Origin of the sequence: Fodinisporobacter ferrooxydans, assembly GCF_022818495.1 — a bacterium.
In the GTDB taxonomy this organism is placed as follows: Bacteria; Bacillota; Bacilli; order Tumebacillales; family MYW30-H2; genus Fodinisporobacter; species Fodinisporobacter ferrooxydans.
On the sequence record NZ_CP089291.1, the window covers coordinates 475,487 to 494,062 of the forward strand.

The following is an 18,576-nucleotide window of genomic DNA, read 5'->3' on the forward strand; positions in this document are numbered from 1 at the left end:
ATTCAAAAATTTTTATAAAAGGGGCATAAACTTCACCCCTCTTATTACGGCAACAATTTTTCTAATCTATCTATTCCAATAAATTCCAATCTCTGAAATCATGTTTTTTGAAATCGCTTTCCATATGAAAAGGAACGTTTCATTTACCGGAATTTTAATCAATTCATACACTTACATGTGATCTCTTTTCATCGGGAGAATAAATATCCATTATATTCCAATGTCCTGTTGTTGGCGTTGGGACATTGAGCATCTGAACATCAATAACAAACGGTTTATTTGACTCAATGGCTTGTTTCAGAGCAGGTTTAAACTCTTCCGCAGATTGAATCTTTACCCCATCAACCCCGTACGCTTTTGCAATACTCGCAAAATCCGGTGAATAGGATTTTCCATCTTTCTGAAAAACAGTTCCATACGTTGTATCGAAATGTGCTTTTTCCAATCCGGCGATTGTACCGTAGGAATTGTTATTCATAACGATCCATATGACAGCTACACTTTCTTCAGCAGCTGTTGCCAATACGGAAGGATTTTGACCGAAACCGCCGTCACCGACAAGCGAAACAATTACTTTATCCGGTTGTGCAATTTTCGCTCCCAACGCCGCAGAGGATCCAAATCCCATCGTGGCCAGGCCACCCGGCGTAAAAATAGTACCTGGTTCGTAAACCGGAAATTGTTGTCCAACTCCGTTCTTGTTCCAGCCTACATCCGTTGTAATATAAGCATCTCGCGGCAATACCTCGCGCACTTCATGTAAAATTCGTTCCGGTCTCATCGGAAACGATGAATCCTTGATGTGTACTTGATTCTGCTTTCTAAAATTCTCCTTATAAACAGCAATTTTTTGCTTGAATGGATTGTTTTGCCTGCCTTCTGGAAGAATCTCCTTCGCAACCCTGTTTAACACGTGCAGTGCCTGCTTTAAATCAACGACCGCTCCGATCTCTACAGGATAATTCCTACCAATTTCATTTGGATCGATATCAATGTGTATTAATTTGGTAGGCGGAAAATTAAATGTATATTCGGATTCCCAAGAGCTGCAATCCGCTTCGGCGAAACGCGTCCCTAGAGCAAAAATATAATCCGCTTGTCTACATGTATCGTTGGTAAACTGTGCACCCCAGAATCCGGTCATTCCCAATAGGAATGGATGATCATCGGGCACAGCACCTTTTCCCATGGCACTATGTACAACCGGAATACTCAGATGGTCAACAAACTCCCTTAATTCTTCCGCTGCATCCGCTATTAAAATTCCTCCACCTACATAAATCAGTGGATTTGTTGCATGAACAAGTCTCTGAATGATCGTTTCGGCTGTTTCATCATCAATCGATGGTTTTTGTATCGTTTTCGTATGATGATTCAATCTTTCGAATAAAGCCGTATCTATTTCTTTCGAGAAAATATCCATTGGTACAGATACTAATACCGGACCTGGCCGTCCGCTTTCCGCCAATTGAAAAGCCTTTTCAATAATTTCAGGAAACAGATCCGGGCGATCTGCACGCCATGCCCGTTTAACAAATGGACGGTAGATTTCATATTGGGAAGCATCTGCATGCAAGTTAATTTCTTGGTGTGGATGCTTCCCATAATAATGACTTGGAATGTCACCGGCAATGACCACCATAGGAATGGAATCCAATGCGGCCGTTGCAACACCCGTAGCAGCATTCGTTAAACCTGGTCCCAAATGTGTTAATACTACAGATGTTTGCTTTTTGGCCCTGGCGTACCCATCGGCCGCATGTGCGGCAATTTGCTCATGGCGGGTATTGATGAATTTGATGGAGCTATTCTCCAAAGCTGCCAATACTGCGATGTTCGTATGTCCACAAAGCCCGAAAATGTGTTCGATACCTCTGTTTTCCAGATACCTTATTAATTGACGCGAAATGAGATCTTTCATGCATGTTGAGCCTCCTTTAAATTTAAAATGATTGTTCCTTACCTGATTGTTCCGTACCTTCTTGACAAAGCAGATTCAAAAGCTGTTTTATACTCCGATCGATTCCCTGTGCCGGCAAATGTTCGTCTTCCCATTTCAGGACAAATCATATGTACCTCACTAACTTCTCCTCCTAATGTGAAAACTCGATAATCTGAAAAATCTAATATTTTTAATAAGCAAGTATTGTGCCAAGTAATTACCTTACGAAAATCAATATCTTTTCTCAGGTTTTGTTCAAATTTTGAACTAAACACGTTTGCATAAAGTTCATTTTATTTATTCGGGAGAAATTGCCGTTCTAACTTTGCCATTCGATCTGAAAAAACGAATTTGATTTCTTCACATTCTATCCCCGTGGATGAGTATCCAGATAGTCCTTTGCAATTTGCAAGCAATGCCGCGCAAATTCCTCATAACCCAGTTCTTGCGTGCGCTTGGCGTGTGGGATCTCCAAGGAATAGGGAATCTCAGGTATCCGATTCAGGATGCCGGCAACATCAATGCCGCCCTCGCCCAAATACAGTCGCTCCTCGCGTGCAGTATGGATCAAACCTTCTTTTGTGGTCGGAATCTCTCTGGGCGCATCGCAGACATGCGCAAAGTGGAGCCATTCCCACGGCACATCGTCCAGCTCCTCAAGCCTGACGTGCGAGCGGTTGAAATGAAGAGTATCGATTATGATGCCGCCATTTTCACGATTGGCTGTGCGGACAATATCTAGCGCTTCTTGGAGTGTCGCCAGATCGTACCAAGTGATGAATTCCAAGTCCATCGTTAGGCCGAACGGTTTGGCCATATCACAAAGTTCGGAAAAGCAATCAATCACGAAATTGCGATCATTGGTCGAAGCGGTAGTAAGAACATGGCGCCCGCCCAATTCAGCAGCGACTTCCATGGCGGGCAGATAGATTTTCGGATCGAGTCCATCGTAGATGCGGACCATTTCGATGTCGAGCAGCTTGAGGCCCGTCTCGGCAAGCGCAGCTTTCGTTTGCCGCAGCATCACCTTGTCCTCGGCCAATGGATATTGGGGTTCGTTGATCGTTCCTAACCCAATGGGACGAAAGCTGACGAAATCATAGCCGGCTCGTGCGGCGATATACGTCATCTCTGGTGGTGTACAGCCAAGCACCGTAAGGTGAGCCAGGGAAAATTTCCTTGCCATTTTCTTGTTTTCCTCCAATCGTCCGATATTGTTACACAGGAGATTTTAAGCAGTTTCGAAATTCTTAATATCCTTGATAATTAAGTTTTCTTTTTTTTCATTTGATGATTGCTTCCTTCTGAAATATTTGCTCCTTGACATATTCAACAGGCATTTCTTGCCCGGTCCATATTTCAAAAGCCTTAGCACCTTGCCAGAGCACCATTCCTAATCCGTTAATCGTCTTACAGCCAACTGTTTCTGCTTGCGCTAACAATTTTGTTTTGCGCGGTGTGTATATAACATCCGATACGATTAACTCTGGACGTAACCAAGAAGTATCAGAGATAAGGCTTTGACCCTCGAATGGCTTCATCCCAATTCCTGTTGCATTTATCAAGATGTCACTGTCAGCGATTTCTTTTTTCAATCTATCTCGATCAGCAAGATCATAAACGTTCGCATTACAAGTCGTATCCTTTACTTGTTCATTGATGATCGCAGCATTTTTTACCGCTCGAGGAAAGAAATCATCCTTTCGATTGAAAATGGATATTTCCGCAACTCCATCGAATGCTGCTTGAATCGCAATTGCAGTTGCTGCACCACCAGCACCCAGGAGTGTTATTTTCTTACCGATAAAATATACACCTGCCTCGATTAATCCGCGCATAAACCCAATACCATCTGTCATGTGACCAATTAATTTGCCATTTTCATTTACTACTGTATTTACTGCACCTGCAAACTGAGCGACTTCTGATAACTCATCCAAAAGGGGCATAATTTTAATTTTGTTCGGCATGGATACATTAAAGCCACGTAAATTTAGAGCACGAATTCCATTCACAACATCTTTCAGTTGATCATTCCCAACCTCGAATGCCAAATACGCGTAATTAAGTCCCAATTTTCGAAAAGCCATATTATGCATGGCCGGAGATATCGAGTGGCCGCTTGGTGCAGCAAGCAGTCCAATTAATTTCGTTCTGCCATCAATACGTCCAAGATCAGACATTTGTTTTGCATCCTCTCACTATAATTACATCCTTGCAATAGCCCGCAAAGCCATCTCATATCCATAGGAGCCAAAGCCCGAAATTTGGCCGATCGCCAATGCCTAGAGATGCTCCAAATAGCGCTCCTTGATGACCGCAAGAACCTCATCCCCAGGCTGATCCCAGATAGCCTGGTTAAAAATCTCGACCTCAATCGGCCCTTGGTATCCTGCTGCATCCAATGCTTTTCGAATCCGGCGAAGCTCGATCACACCATCCCCCATCATTCCTCTTCCCAATAAGAAATGTGAAAATGGAACAACCCAATCGGACACATGAAAACCTAGAATGCGCTCTCCTGCTAATGCAATTTGATGGTATAAGTCGGGATCCCACCATACATGAAAGACGTCCACTACCACGCCGACTTCATCTGGCCGATAGGATTTTGCCAAATCATTCGCTTGCGCCAATGTCACTACTACCGACCTTTCCGCCGCATACATGGGATGAAGCGGTTCAATCCCTAACTTTACCCCGTATGATTTTGCATAAGGAACCAGTTGTTCAATTCCTTCTGCTACACATTTCCTTGCACAATCAATGTCTCGATCAGGTATCCCGCCACCTACGAGAACTAACACTTCTGCCTCAAGTTCTGCTGCTTCCTCGATTGCACGTCGATTTTCGTCCAATCTCTTTTGCCGCTCGGCAGCAGAGACAGTTGGAAAATACCCCCCGGCAATCATGCTGGATACCCGCAAACCTGCATCCCGAACCAACTGTCTGCTACCCTTAAGCCCGATTTCAGCAATCTTGTTGCGCCATAAGCCGATCCAGGGAATCCCTGCACGAACACAGCCTTCCACAGCCTCCCGAAGATTCCACCTTTGTGTCGTTGCCTGGTTCAAACATAACCGTTCGAATGATTCAAGCTGTTCCATCTTCTTTCCTCCCGTAAGAAATCGGCAGAACTTAAACTTATTTGATCCATCATTTCATCAGGATGCTGCCTATAATCATACGCTGCACCTGGTTCGTACCATCTACAATTTGAAAAATTTTAGCATCCCGCATTAACCGTTCAACAGGATATTCTTTTATATAGCCGTAGCCCCCAAAAATTTGTACGGCATCTGTTGTTACTTTCATAGCCACATCCGTAGCCAAACATTTCGACATGGAAACCATCGCGGTGGTTTCCTTCGAGATGACCGGATATTCCTGATCCACACGCCGATTCGTTTCACGAACCAAACAACGGGCCGCTTCCAATTGCATCGCACAATCTGCCAACATAAAACGGATTGCTTGAAAATCGCCGATTCGTTTGTTAAACTGCTTGCGTTCTTTCGCGTATTGTATGGCAAAATCCAAAGCACATTGTCCAACACCAAGCGCCATGGCAGCAGCCCCCCATGAACGCAGCATGCTGGTTCCTATTTCCGAAAGCATTCTCCAGCCATCGCCCTCTTGGCCAATTAACGCATCATCAGCAACCCAGCAGTCTTCCAGGATGACATCTCCTGTAGAACTGCCATGTAATCCCATTTTATTTTCTATTTTTCCAAAATGCAGCCCTGGGCTATCTTTGTGTACTAAAAAGGCAGAAATTTCATCCGGATTCGTCTTCGCAAACACGAGATAATATTCTGCAACTTGTGACAAGGTAACAAAAATCTTCGTTCCATTTAAAATGTATCCTCCTTGCAGAGCCTTCTTCGCAGATGTACTGATTGCCCGTGCATCAGATCCCGCATGCGATTCCGTTAAACAAAAAGCACAAAGCTTATGACCACTGCTTAGATTCGCATAGAATTTATCTAATTGGTCCGGTCGTGCCATCAATGACACCATGCGAATCACAGAATTGGTTGATAACATTGTCGTGCCCATGGACGCTAAGCCTTTGCTTAATTCTTCGATCACCATCGCGAGCAACGAACTATTCGCTTCAATTCCACCGTATTTTTCCGGCAGACACATCGTGAGGAGCCCATTTTCTCCTAAAACTTTGACCAAATCGTGCGGAAATTCATCTGTACGATCCACTTCGGCAGCCCTTGGCATAATTTTTTCTTTTGTTATTTTCTTTACCACCTGCATTATTTCTTGTTGTTCTAAAGTTTGATCGATTACCATTTTCCAATCCCCCTGTCACTTGATTTGCCAAGATGCGTCCCATTTAAATAGACCTTTTGCTCCTTAGCTGCTGATTCCTTGATCGCGTGAATTACCTTTTTACAATTCTGCAGCCTTTATGAAAGCCATTACACTTTTGTTTCTTCACCTCCTGTAATTCCTCATATCTATTACTAGCAAAAAGGATGCCAATCAATAAGCTAAGCAAAATCAATGTTTTTATATCAATTAATTTTTCCGGGTATTTGTACTCGTGTCCGTTTGAAAAAGAGTTTTGTTATTCAGATAATCGATAGACAATCATTTTCGTTTCTGTCATATCTTCGACCGCATAGCGAGGGCCTTCACGTCCAATTCCACTGTTTTTCACGCCGCCATAAGGCCAATGATCCAGTCTGAAATTGGAAGTGCCATTGATCACCACACCGCCCACTTCAAGGGCGTGAGCTACTTTATAGGCTAAATCCATTTGGTTTGTAAAAAGCCCAGCCTGCAATCCGAATGATGAATCATTTGTCGCCTCGATGGCCTCTTCAATCGTCTCATAGGGAAGAATGCTGACGATCGGACCGAACACTTCTTCACAAACAACGTTGCTTTTCTTAGGCGGGTTTAATAGAATCGTCGGTTCCACTGTCGCCCCATATTTTTTGCCGCCGGATAGTAATGTTGCGCCCTGGCTGACCGCTTCTGCAATCCAATCCAAGATCCGCTGCGCTTCCGTTTCGTTCACTAAACATCCGATATCCGTGTTTGGCAGTAACGGATCACCGATTTTCAATTGCGCTATTTCATGTTTTAGCAATTCCGTGAATGTGCTTACAATCGATGCATGGACATAGATTCGTTGAACGGAAATACAACTTTGTCCCGAATTGCTAAATCCGGTTCTTGCACACATCTGGGCAGCACGCGCCAAATCGGCGTCTTCATGGACAATCGTCGCGGCATTCCCGCCCAGTTCCAGCAGTACTTTTTTGATTCCTGCCAAAGAACAGATATTTTTGCTGGCCACGACTCCGCCAGTAAAGGAAATTACATTGACACGGTCATCTTTTACAATTTGCTGCACGACTTCCCTTCCACCATAAATCAAGTTGACAGCATTCGCAGGAAATCCGGCTTGCAGCAGTAATTTTATTAATTCTGCGGCGATAAACGGCGTCTGTGAAGCTGGCTTGAAAATGACACTGTTGCCTGCTGCGAACGCCGGACCAATCTTGTGACAAACGAGATTGAGCGGGGCATTAAACGGCGTAATAGCTGCAACAACGCCTACCGGAACACGAAAGGTTGCAGCAATCGCTCTTGTTCCTCTTTCTGAAGGATCACCGGGCAACGTTTCACCGATTAATCTCTTTGCTTCTTCACCTGACAGTTCGAGTGTTTCGATGGAACGGGACACTTCGTCAAGTGTATTTTTTAAAGGTTTTCCCAACTCAAGGGAAATCAGCTTGGCGAATCTTTCTTTTTCAACATTTAATAGTGCGGCGGCTTTTTTTAAAATTTTTGCCCGTTCATGAGACGGGATATTCGCAATATCTTTTTTGGCAGCGTAAGTTGCTGCCAATGCATGTTCAACATCGCTTGGCGTTGCATCACATCGCTCACCGATCACTTCCCCGGTATACGGATTGTACACGGAACCCCCATCGTTGCATGGGCGGATCCATTCGCCATTTATAAAAGATACTGCTTTCATTTTCTCCAACTTGCTTTCACCTCTGGCATCTAATTTTTCAGTCCTTGTTTTAAACGTTTCGTATCAATCGGTCATTCATTCATTCATTTTTTATAAATAGAATTGCGGAACTCTAAATGAATCGACGTTACGTTCACTCGATGCGGAACAGCACCTTCCCAGCCTGCTTTTCTTTCATGAGTTCAAACCCTCGATTCGCCTGGTCAAGTCCAAAAACATGGTCGCCAACCATCGGCTCGATTCGAATCGTATCGTTTTCCAACCACCGGATGGCAGTCTCATAATGTAAGGGCAGGCTGCCAACAACGCCTTTAATCGTCAGGTTCTGACGTACGATCTGTACCAGCGGATTTATCCTGGCTTCTGTTGCAAAACCCAAGAGAAAAACCTTGCCTGCACCATGTGCCATCAAAATAGCCTGTTCTACGGCTCCGGTCGTCCCTCCGGCTTCAAAGACAACATCTGCGCCAATCCCGTCAGTTAAATCTTTCACTAATTTATACGCATCCGTATTCCCGAGATCAACCACATAGTCGGCGCCCAAATTCTTTGCAATCTGCAGACGCTTCTCATCGGAAGAAGTGCCGATCATGATAACTTTTGCAGCCCCGGCAGCCTTCGCAGCTTGAAGTGTGAACAGACCGAGCGGACCAGGCCCCACGATGACAACTGTATCATCCACAGCGACCGGATTTGTCTCCATGGCCTGCGCAACAATGGAAATCGGCTCTAGAAAAGCGCCTTGATCGAAAGAAATACTTTGCGGCAAAACGTGAGTCCCCTTCGCCGGGAATGCGATATATTCGGCAAAAGTCCCGTCAAAACTAATGCCCAAATGGTCCCAGTTCGGACACAAATTAATATATCCCCTGCGGCAATAATGACACTGGCCGCACCCTAGCAATGCCTCCAGCCCGACACGGTCTCCAGGTTTCAGACCGCGTACGTTTCCACCCACCTCGACGACTTCACCAGCGCCTTCATGGCCAAGAATGATGGGCGGTTTTACCGGATAGCGTCCCGTATACCTCCAATCGGCCAATAGAATGTCCGTTCCGCATATTCCAGTGGACTTTATCTTTACCAGAACTTCATCCGATTTTATTTTCGGTATCGGAACATCAATAACTTCGACAAAACCTGGTTCCGGACGTGTCTTAACTACTGCTTTCATTTACAATCACTCCTAGATATAGAATTCAATTCTTGATCATTTGCTTCACAATCGACTCAATGCCATCGATAGCACATCACGCCTAATAAACGGAACGACCGCCACTTATGTCATAGCACTGTCCGGTGGTGAATGCAGCCTCATCAGACACAAGATAACTTACCAAGCCGGCTACCTCTTCCCGTTTGCCCAGCCGTCCCATCGGGATTTTTGCCAACAAGGACTGGAAATACTCGTCAGTCATCTCTTTGACCATATTTCCTTCTATCATAGTCGGTGAAATACAGTTTACAGTTACACCTGTTTTCGCAATCTCTTTCCCCAACGACTTCGTAAAAGCGATCACCCCAGCCTTCGAACTTGCGTATGGCGCCAACATCGGGTTGCCTTCTTTTCCGGCGACAGAGGCCATATTCACGATCCGGCCATATCCCCGCTTGATCATCCCATCCAAAACAGCCTGACAACACAAGAAAGTCCCTTTTAGGTTGATATCGAAAACCCTGTCCCAATCCTCTTCCGAAATCTCGCTAACGGGAGCGGAAGGTCCGAGAATCCCGGCGATATTTGCGAGAATATCCACCCTTCCAAATTCCGACTCTGCTTTTCGTATCATGGCTTGGACTTCGTTTCGCGAAGTGACGTCAACACGCTGGGGCAATACTTGAAAGCCGGCGTTTGCAATGGCTCCGGCAACTGTTTCGGCAGCGCCAGGATTAATATCCGCTACTAGCACTTGGGCACCCTCTCTGGCAAGCCTCCAGCAAACCGCCTCGCCAATGCCACTGCCGGCACCCGTAACAACAGCCACTTGTCTCGATCGTTTCATTCTTTTCACCCCCGACCAGTAAACATTAGAACCATACAAAGCAATTGAATCATCTAAGCCGTTCCTAACTCCACTGCAAGCCCCCCTTCAACACTTCCCTGGCAATGACAATTTGCTGTATCTGATTTGTTCCTTCGTAAATCTGAGTCAGCTTGGCGTCACGGAAATACCGTTCCACTGCATAGTCCTTGCAATAACCATACCCGCCGTGGATCTGAATCGCGTTCGTTGTGTGTTTCATTGCCGCTTCTGTTGCAAACCATTTGGCAATCGATGATTCCCGCGTAAACGGTTTTCCGCTATCCTTCAGATATGCTGCCCGATAGGTGAGCAGGCTCGCTGCATCAAGATCGGCGGCCATCTGGGCAATAAAGGCTTGAATCAACTGGAATTGACTGATTTTTTGTCCAAATTGCACTCTGCTTTCGGCATATGCGACGCTGTCCTCCAAAGCAGCCTGGATGAGACCTATGGCCAGACCCGCCACTTCAATCCGGCCGCTGTCCAACGAGTGCAGAGCTATCTTGATTCCTTGCCCTTCAGCGCCCAGCATGTTGCTTTTCGGTATTCGGCAATCCGTAAATAACAATTCAGAAACCGGATTCCCTCTCTGACCCATTTTCTTCTCTTTTTTGCCTACTCGAAAGCCGGGGGTTCCTTTTTCAACAATAAAAGCACTGATGCCTTTTGACTTTTTGCTCGCATCCGTAACTGCAAACACTATAGTAAAGTCAGCCAATGGTCCTAACGTGATAAATGTCTTGCTGCCATTTAATACGTAGGAATCCTCATCTAATCGGGCCTGTGTTTTTATGCCGGTTGCATCTGACCCGGCACCGCTCTCTGTTAAAGCGAAAGAACCGATGATTTCGCCTCGTGCCATCGCAGGCATGTACGTTTCCTTTTGTTCTTTGGTGCCATAATGATACATACAGAAAAGATGATGCTTAATTGAGGAACAAATGTTTGCCACTGTTGCGGAAACCCGGCCCAACTCAATGCTTGCCAAAACAGAGGAAACGGAATCAGCTCCGGCTCCCCCATATTCTTCCGGAAAATTTACCGCGAGAAGCCCCAAGTCTCCGGCCTGTTTGAAGATCTCCTTGGGAAATTCATCCGTCTCATCCATTTCCGCCGCTCTCGGCTTTACTGCCTTCTCGGCAAAACTTCTGACCATTTGACGCATCATCTTTTGTTCTTCAGAGAATCCAAATTCCATTAAATTACACCCTTTTCCGCAAGGTCTTTTATTTTTTTATCCGAGTACTGTAAAAGTCCTCGATAAATCTCGTCATTATGCTGTCCCAAGGTCGGTGGAGGAGTTTCAATCGTTCCGGGTGTCAACGAAAGTTTGGGCGTAACTCCCGAAACCTTGAATCTGCCTGCTATCGGATGTTCAATTTCAACAGCCATTTCCCTGGCAATAACATGTGGATCCTCAACCAGTTTGTCTACACTATTTATCGGTGCGCAAGTGACTCCAGCCTCATTCAGTACAAACACAACTTCCGCCACCGTCCGGTCGGCGACCCATGCCTGTGTTATTGCATCAACTTCTTCCACATTGGCAACTCTTAATGGGGCCGAAGCGAATCGAGGATCGTCAACCAGCTCCGGTCGCCCCATCACAGCAACAAACCGTTGCCAAAGAGTATTTGATGATACTCCAATGACTACATATCCGTCCTTAGCCATATAGCTGTTGTATGGGGCAACACCAGGGATACGGCTTCCGTTTCTTGTTGTAACCTTTCCTAGCGCAGTATAATTTGGGATTACGTTTTCCAAAACAGCAATTATCCCGTCTAATAGAGCAGCATCAACATGCTGACCCAACCCGGTCTGTTCGCGGTAATATAACGCCGTTAAAGTTCCATATGCGGCAAAGAGGCCGCCCAAAAAGTCGCCAAGTGCATTGCCGGTCCGCATCGGCGGGCCTCCTTGCTCACCTGTCAGACTCATTAATCCACCCACTGCCTGTGCAATGATGTCCAACCCTGGCCTGTTGGCATAGGGCCCGCTTTGCCCAAACCCAGAAACTGATGTCATAATAATCCCTGGATGAATCTCTTTTAATTGGCTGTAGCCTATATTCCATTTATTCATCGTTCCTGGGCGGTTATTTTCAATAACAATGTCTGAAATTTTGGCGAGATCCCTGAATATTTCCTGGCCTTCCGGTTTTCGCAGATCCAATGTAATGCTTTTCTTATTCCGGTTGGCAGCGAGGAAGCAAGACCCCTCACCATGAATCAATGGAGCAAAATAGTGAGAATCATCCCCAATGCGAGGGAGCTCAATATGTAGAACTTCCGCACCCATATCTGCTAACAACATTTCTGCATAGGGACCGGCCAACATTCTGGTTGCCCCCAGTACCCGAATCCCTGATAGCGCCTTTGGCACGATGCTCATCTCCTTACGTAGTCACTTGCTCGGCATGTACCGTTATTGTTTTCATTGATTTTTCACATTTCTCTCAAGAATACGCTTTAACTGTTTGATATTTTTTCGCGTGATCTATTTCCTCCCATCGCAAAAAAGCAATAATTGAAATCTTACATACTCTATATGCAAGGATTGTGCCAAAGAATCAACACACTTTGTAGCAGTGTTTTCTCTATTGTTTCGTACAAATTTTAAACAACATGTGTTTCACTTCGGTTCATTTTATAAACACAACAATTTATCCAATAGCTAAAGTTCCTAGATATATTTCCTACAGGGATAAGTCTCACTAACTGCTAAAGCAGTAAGTTCGGCTTTATCCAATAGCTAAGCGCACACTAAATACTCCCGCTTCTGCAAGCGGGAGATACGTGCGGGTCGAGTTCCTGGATACGCCCAAAAGTGGGGGTTCTTGACTCAATTACTGAAGCGCTGCATTTGGTTTTATTGGGATTTTAAAAATGAAGGCAATAATGAAGATAATAATGAAGGCAATGAGGAACGAATAAAAAATGGTTTAAAAAAGAAAATCTATATTTTTATCCATATGCTTAACGTCTTGTAAAATCTTCTTTACCTCCTGTTCCCCTAAAATCGGAGTACAGTTGTCGATAAACTTTGCTGCCAATTGCTCGTCGCCCATAGGCTTTGCAGGTTCTCCCAATGGATTGTCCACAAAATGCCGGAATCGTTTCCCATCCACCATTTCGAGTTCGACTCTGGCCGACCGCTTTCGGGGATAGATCCGATCCGCTTCTTCATCAACGTATATTTCGGTTGCACGACAAATCTCCCAGAGCCGTTCCGGAGCATATTGCGGTTGGAAAACATGCACGTGGATGCGGTCAAACAAAAGCGCAGCGGCGGCGGCATACGGGAGACTCATTTGCGCATCCAGCAGGTTTTTGCATTGCTTATGATGATGCGCGGCTGCTGTTTGATATACGCCAATTTTGATCTTTGCCACTTGATCTGCTTGGATTGGATAGAGGCGCTTGATTTCTTGAATCGCATCAACCACAGCATGAAGATGTCGGCAGCACGGATAGGGTTTAAAGTACACTTCCATAATTGAAAAACTCGAAGCGAGATTCTGCAGCAAATGTTCAGTAGAAAACTCTCCTCCGGCAAATGCCTGGAAAAAACCGTTTTTCCCTTCAAATACGCGATCGGGTCCTGTCATTCCTCGCAACGCCAAATCAGCAGCAAGGATTCCATCACGGGCAGCCTGTCCAGGGTGAAGCCTTTTGACTTCCGACCCTGATCCGAGAAATGCAAAAATCCCTCCACAAAAGCTTCCTGCAATCCCGAACGCCTGTTGAATCTGCGCAACGGTTGCACCGTTCAAGAATGATGCGGCCGCTGCGGCTCCAAAAATCCCGGCAACAGGCGTATTGTGAAAACCACGGTTTCTCGAGGCAGGATGCATGGCGGAAGAAATCCGCAAACAGATATCATAACCGGCAACTACGGCGGCAATCCATTGCTGCGGCGTTGCTTTCACATGCCGGGCTGCCGCAAGTACAGCGGGTATTACAACCGCTCCGGGATGGATGGAGCCTTGTGTGTGACCATCGTCAAAATCCAGACAATGGGCATTCGTTCCATTCAGGAATGCCGAGTTTGTTTTCGATAAACCTTTTTCAAATCCGATTGTCCGGAACTCTCCTTCCCCCTCAGTTTCTAAAAGATACGCATATAACAACCGGCTTACTTCCGTTTGCGACCCAGTGACCGCTGCGCACAAATAATCGAGCAGCACCCTTTTCACTTGATGTATAACCGGAGACGGCAATTGTATCCTATGAAACATATCAACGTGTTCCGCAAGAATTTTGGTCAAATCCAGATCGATTCTACTCATGCGCTTTCCCTTTCCTCAGGTTTCACCCGAATCAATAAACAAGATCTGTGTCATACATAACGGCGAATTCTACTCAGATGCCCTGTTTGCTTATTCAATAAAAAAACCGTCCGAGAAAAAATCGCCCAAGTCACTGTGGCCAACTCAGTTCAGACATCATTGGAATTCTTCCGTAGTGCTCAGCTTTTTCCACAATGTCGTACGGCTGATTCCCAAACTTTCAGCAACTTGACGGCGATTCTGCTCATACCGGTTCAGCATTTGCATAATAATCTGTTTTTCCATATCTTCCATTGTCCCTATTTTGATCATCAACTGATCTTCGAAAACGGATTCGCTATCAGCCGGAGGCTCAACAAATTCGGTCTCATTTAAAACTTCCCGAATAAAATGGGATTCCTCTGTAAAACTTTGAATGCTTAACCGGTAACGTTCCACAATATTTTCAAGTTCTCTGATATTCCCTGGCCAGAAATACGAAAGAAAGAAATGTTTCATTTTCTCAGAAAGTGTAGCCCAGCTATAGGGCACACCTTTTTTTTCTAAAAAACTATCGACAATTACCGGGATATCTTCCCTTCGCTCCCTGAGAGGCGGCAGTTCAAGGCGAAGAACGCTCAGACGAAAAAATAAATCGGAACGAAATTCGCCCTTTTTAACAAGGTGCCATAAATTTCTGTTGGTCGCTGCAACAATCCGAATATCCACAGGAATCACCCTGTCTCCGCCTACCCGCATGACTTCCTTCTCCTGCACGACTCGCAACAACCGAGCCTGGATCATCGGGGAGATTTCGCCGATTTCATCCAAAAAAATCGTTCCGCCGTTTGCCATTTCAAACAATCCCATCCGGCCGCCTTTTTTGGCTCCGGTAAAAGCTCCTTCCGAATACCCGAACAATTCACTCTCCAACAATGATTCAGGAAGTGCAGCACAATTAATCGCTACAAAAGCCCCCTCTTTCCTTTTACTGGAATTATGGATGCCTTGTGCGATAAGTTCTTTTCCCGTACCGCTCTCGCCATTAATAAGAATTGTTGAATCTGTTTGAGCGAAAAAACTCGCACGTTGAATCATATCGTTCATTTTTTCACTCACATACCGGATGTCGCGAAAATGAAATCTGGCAAGCAGTCCCTTTGCATGCAGTTCGCGGCGAATCTGGTTTTCCAAATGTTGAATCTTGCTGATTTCGCGGCAAGTAATGACTGTCCCGACTTTTTTCGATTCGACCTGAACCGGTTCATATGTGACAATCAAATCCTCTGTTGTAATCGTATTGCTGCCGGTATTGAGCTCTTCCCGATTCAGCAAATACTGCAGTTTGGGATGCGCCACTTCCTGAAATTTGCTCCCGATCACCAATGATGCGCTGATTCCAAACAGTTTTTCCGCAGCCGGATTAAACGTCTCAATCTGTCCATGCTCGCCGACCAGCAAGATCGCTTCTTCTGATACATGTATCACCGCATTCAGGCGTTCCGCTTTTTCTCTCGCAGCAATTCGGTAACGTGCGATTTCCGCGGCACGAATAAATGATCGTTTGATCGTTCGTTCACTGGTAGCAATATGCATTCCTTTCATGCCATATTGCCGAACGAGCGTTTGTGCGCCAACTCCCCCTCCAACGACGACATCTAACCCCAGATCGGCGGCGACCTGAATTTGTTTCATCAGATCTTCCCAATTTCGATACGGAAGTTGAACGACCTCAAAACCAACCGAGTCCAACATTAAATCCATTCTGTAAGGAAATGCATCTTCCGGATATGTTAGAAAGCCAATTCGTTCTCCCAGTTTTTTAGCCCGCAGAAACGCCTGCATCACGTCAAAGTCATTATTGTCACAATAGACGATCGGCAAATCGACCATTGTTGCGATGGCTTGTGCTGTGCCGGCACGGCTGATAACGACTTCATATCCGCCATTTGCAACGAATTCGGCTACTTTTTTCGCCGCACTCATCATCGTATCTTCTATGATTGTGATTGGATACTCCAGCTCTTCAGCCAGTTTGCGAATGGATGCTGTCATTTCCGGATAGGGTGAAGTCATTATGATTTTATAATTCATAGGAAACATTCCTCCTAACAGAAGAAAAACGTTCTTATGGGCTCTCGATAAATCAAACGATTGTCGTTGGGCGTTTCAACATCGACTTTGCGACTAGTTCAGCCAAATCCAATGCCTGAACCTGTCCGTCCGCATCAAATTGCTTAATGCCGTCTCCCATCATCGTCAAACAGTACGGACAATTGCTGCCGATCACGGTCGGCTTCGTATCAAGGGCCTGCTCGACCCGCTTGACATTGACCCGCACACCTTCATTTTCTTCGATCCACATTCTGCCGCCGCCCGCCCCGCAGCACATGCTGTTTTCCCGATTGCGCTCCATTTCCACCAATTCAACACCAGGAATCGCTTGCAAAATATTGCGCGGCGCATCATAGATGCCATTGTAGCGGCCCAGGTAACAGGAATCGTGGTAGACTACCCGTTCTTCTACTTTGTTTTCCAGTTTGATGCGCTTTTCCTGAATCCATTGTTCGATCAATTGGGTATGATGATACACTTCGGCTTCCAAACCGAATTCCGGGTACTCGTTTTTAAAGGAATTGAACGCATGAGGATCGCAAGTCACAATCTTTTTCACGCCATATTCTTTAAATAGTTCGATATTTTGTTGCGCCAATTCCTGAAACAAAAATTCATTGCCGACACGCCGAGCCGTATCGCCCGAATTCATTTCCGGGTTTCCCAGGATTGCAAACGAGACTCCCGCTTCATTCATGATCTCTACGAACGCTTGTGCCACTTTGCGATTGCGATTGTCATAGGATAACATCGAGCCGACCCAGAACAGGTATTCAAATTCCTCCACTTCATCGACTGTCGGAATCGCGAGGTCAGAACGTTCCTCCCGCCATTTGATGCGATCTTTGCGGTTGATCCCCCACGGATTCCCTTGACGCTCGATATTGTTCAGTGTACGTGTCGCTTCACTTGGCATATTGCCTTCTGTCATCACCAGATAGCGCCGCATTCCATAGATCATGCTCAGATGCTCATTGCCCACCGGACATTGATCTTCACAGTTGCGGCAAGTGGTACAAGCCCAAAGTTCTTGTTCCGAAATCACATCGCCAATTAGCGAAATTTCGTGCACATTTTTTTCTGTCAATTGCCACGCTTCTGCTTGGTTGTGCATGGTTGGAGCAATATCCGTGTGCCAATCTGCACGAGGACTATATCCTTGCGGCTCCCCTTGTGCGAAAGGAACGTCTGCCAGCACATGGGCCATTCCTGCAGGCGCTCCCATCAGTCTGCCGGGAGCCCAAGGAGATTGCCCCAATACCGCCTCCCCTTTTTCCGTCAAATGGTCCCGAATTTTGGTGATCAAATGCATAGGTGACAGCATTTTTCCCGTATTGGATGCAGGACACATATTGGTGCAGCGTCCACACTCCACACAGGCATACAAATCGAGCAATTGTCCTTTTGTAAAATCCTCCACCTTGCTCACACCAAACTCTTCAACCGTCTCATCCGAGAAATCCAGGGTACTTGGCTTGCTCGGCGATCCGATTCTACCCAGCAATATATTGAATGGGGCAAAAAACAAATGTGCATGCTTGGACTGCGGCACGTACAGCAAAAACGCCAGAAGAATCGACAGATGTGTCCACCAAAAGGCATAAAACAGCCAATAAGCAGACTGCGCTCCAACACCTGCAAATACCATTGCCAGCAATGAGGAAACCGGACTAAAAGCGGATAACGGTTCTTGCAGCCAGATCTTTTCAAATGTCAGCGTCAAAAGAATGCTGCACATAAGCAGGAAGATAAACCAATACAGAGTCGTCGTTTTCTTCCCGCGCTTTAAACGTCGCAATTTTTCGCCAAAGCGCCGATATGCGCCATATCCCACAGCAAGAAAAATGGCCAGGACGGTGATTTCCTGCAAAAAACTAAAGAGCGGATGTATGGGACCAATCGGCCACTGAAATCCTTTTACGAACCCTTTTACAATGATTTCAAGCGCGCCAAATTGCAAAATGATAAATCCATAAAAGATGACGACATGCATCCAACCGCTCTTGCGATCTTTCAAAAGCTTAGTTTGCCCAAATATCTGATGGAGTGCGATTTGAATTCTATCATTCCATTCCCCGAAAGATTCCGATTGGCCCATCTGGATAAATCGGTATCGTGCATGCATGACCTGATAAAAGGAATAAAGAGCATAGCCTAATGCGAGCAGAAAGGCTAAAGTAAATATAACTCCTGTAGACGCCATGTAGTTTCACCCATC

The 18,576-nt window shown here is 45.6% G+C and carries 13 protein-coding genes; all 13 read right to left on the reverse strand.

From position 1 onward, the window contains the following. Positions 1-163: 163 nt before the first annotated feature. A complete protein-coding gene (locus LSG31_RS02465; RefSeq protein ID WP_347437835.1) occupies positions 164-1,921 on the reverse strand; it encodes a thiamine pyrophosphate-binding protein in 1,758 nt (585 codons plus the stop codon). Positions 1,922-2,309: 388 nt separating this feature from the next. Next, a complete protein-coding gene (locus LSG31_RS02470) occupies positions 2,310-3,128 on the reverse strand; it encodes a sugar phosphate isomerase/epimerase family protein (RefSeq protein WP_347437836.1) in 819 nt (272 codons plus the stop codon). 97 nt (positions 3,129-3,225) lie between these two features. Next, positions 3,226-4,125 (reverse strand): shikimate dehydrogenase, encoded by a 900-nt coding sequence (locus LSG31_RS02475; RefSeq protein ID WP_347437837.1) that lies wholly within the window; start codon positions 4,123-4,125, stop codon positions 3,226-3,228. Between the two features lie 102 nt (positions 4,126-4,227). Continuing rightward, positions 4,228-5,049 (reverse strand): sugar phosphate isomerase/epimerase family protein, encoded by an 822-nt coding sequence (locus tag LSG31_RS02480; RefSeq protein WP_347437838.1) that lies wholly within the window; start codon positions 5,047-5,049, stop codon positions 4,228-4,230. 49 nt (positions 5,050-5,098) lie between these two features. Then, entirely contained in the window at positions 5,099-6,247 is a 1,149-nt protein-coding gene (locus LSG31_RS02485; RefSeq protein WP_347437839.1) for an acyl-CoA dehydrogenase family protein, read from the reverse strand. 277 nt (positions 6,248-6,524) lie between these two features. After that, positions 6,525-7,949, reverse strand: a complete 1,425-nt coding sequence (locus LSG31_RS02490) for an aldehyde dehydrogenase family protein (protein ID WP_347439423.1) — start codon at positions 7,947-7,949, stop codon at positions 6,525-6,527. Between the two features lie 133 nt (positions 7,950-8,082). Then, the gene (locus LSG31_RS02495; protein WP_347437840.1) at positions 8,083-9,123 is read right to left on the reverse strand and encodes a zinc-dependent alcohol dehydrogenase; all 1,041 of its coding nucleotides are present in this window, start codon (positions 9,121-9,123) and stop codon (positions 8,083-8,085) included. 82 nt (positions 9,124-9,205) lie between these two features. Continuing rightward, on the reverse strand, positions 9,206-9,952 hold the full coding sequence (locus LSG31_RS02500; RefSeq protein WP_347437841.1) for an SDR family NAD(P)-dependent oxidoreductase: 747 nt from the start codon (positions 9,950-9,952) through the stop codon (positions 9,206-9,208). A 64-nt stretch (positions 9,953-10,016) separates the two neighbouring features. Beyond that, a complete protein-coding gene (locus LSG31_RS02505) occupies positions 10,017-11,171 on the reverse strand; it encodes an acyl-CoA dehydrogenase family protein (RefSeq protein WP_347437842.1) in 1,155 nt (384 codons plus the stop codon). Next, positions 11,171-12,367 (reverse strand): CaiB/BaiF CoA transferase family protein, encoded by a 1,197-nt coding sequence (locus LSG31_RS02510; RefSeq protein ID WP_430734235.1) that lies wholly within the window; start codon positions 12,365-12,367, stop codon positions 11,171-11,173. Before LSG31_RS02510 ends, LSG31_RS02505 begins: the two co-directional genes overlap by 1 nt. Before the next feature lie 550 nt (positions 12,368-12,917). Further along, positions 12,918-14,264: an MmgE/PrpD family protein gene (locus tag LSG31_RS02515; RefSeq protein WP_347437844.1), complete on the reverse strand. Its 1,347-nt coding sequence runs from the start codon at positions 14,262-14,264 to the stop codon at positions 12,918-12,920. Positions 14,265-14,420: 156 nt separating this feature from the next. Continuing rightward, positions 14,421-16,337 carry a sigma 54-interacting transcriptional regulator gene (locus LSG31_RS02520; protein ID WP_347437845.1) on the reverse strand — a complete coding sequence of 639 codons (1,917 nt, stop codon included), beginning with the start codon at positions 16,335-16,337 and terminating at the stop codon, positions 14,421-14,423. Between the two features lie 52 nt (positions 16,338-16,389). Further along, positions 16,390-18,561, reverse strand: a complete 2,172-nt coding sequence (locus LSG31_RS02525; RefSeq protein WP_347437846.1) for a (Fe-S)-binding protein — start codon at positions 18,559-18,561, stop codon at positions 16,390-16,392. Between the last annotated feature and the right edge of the window lie 15 nt (positions 18,562-18,576).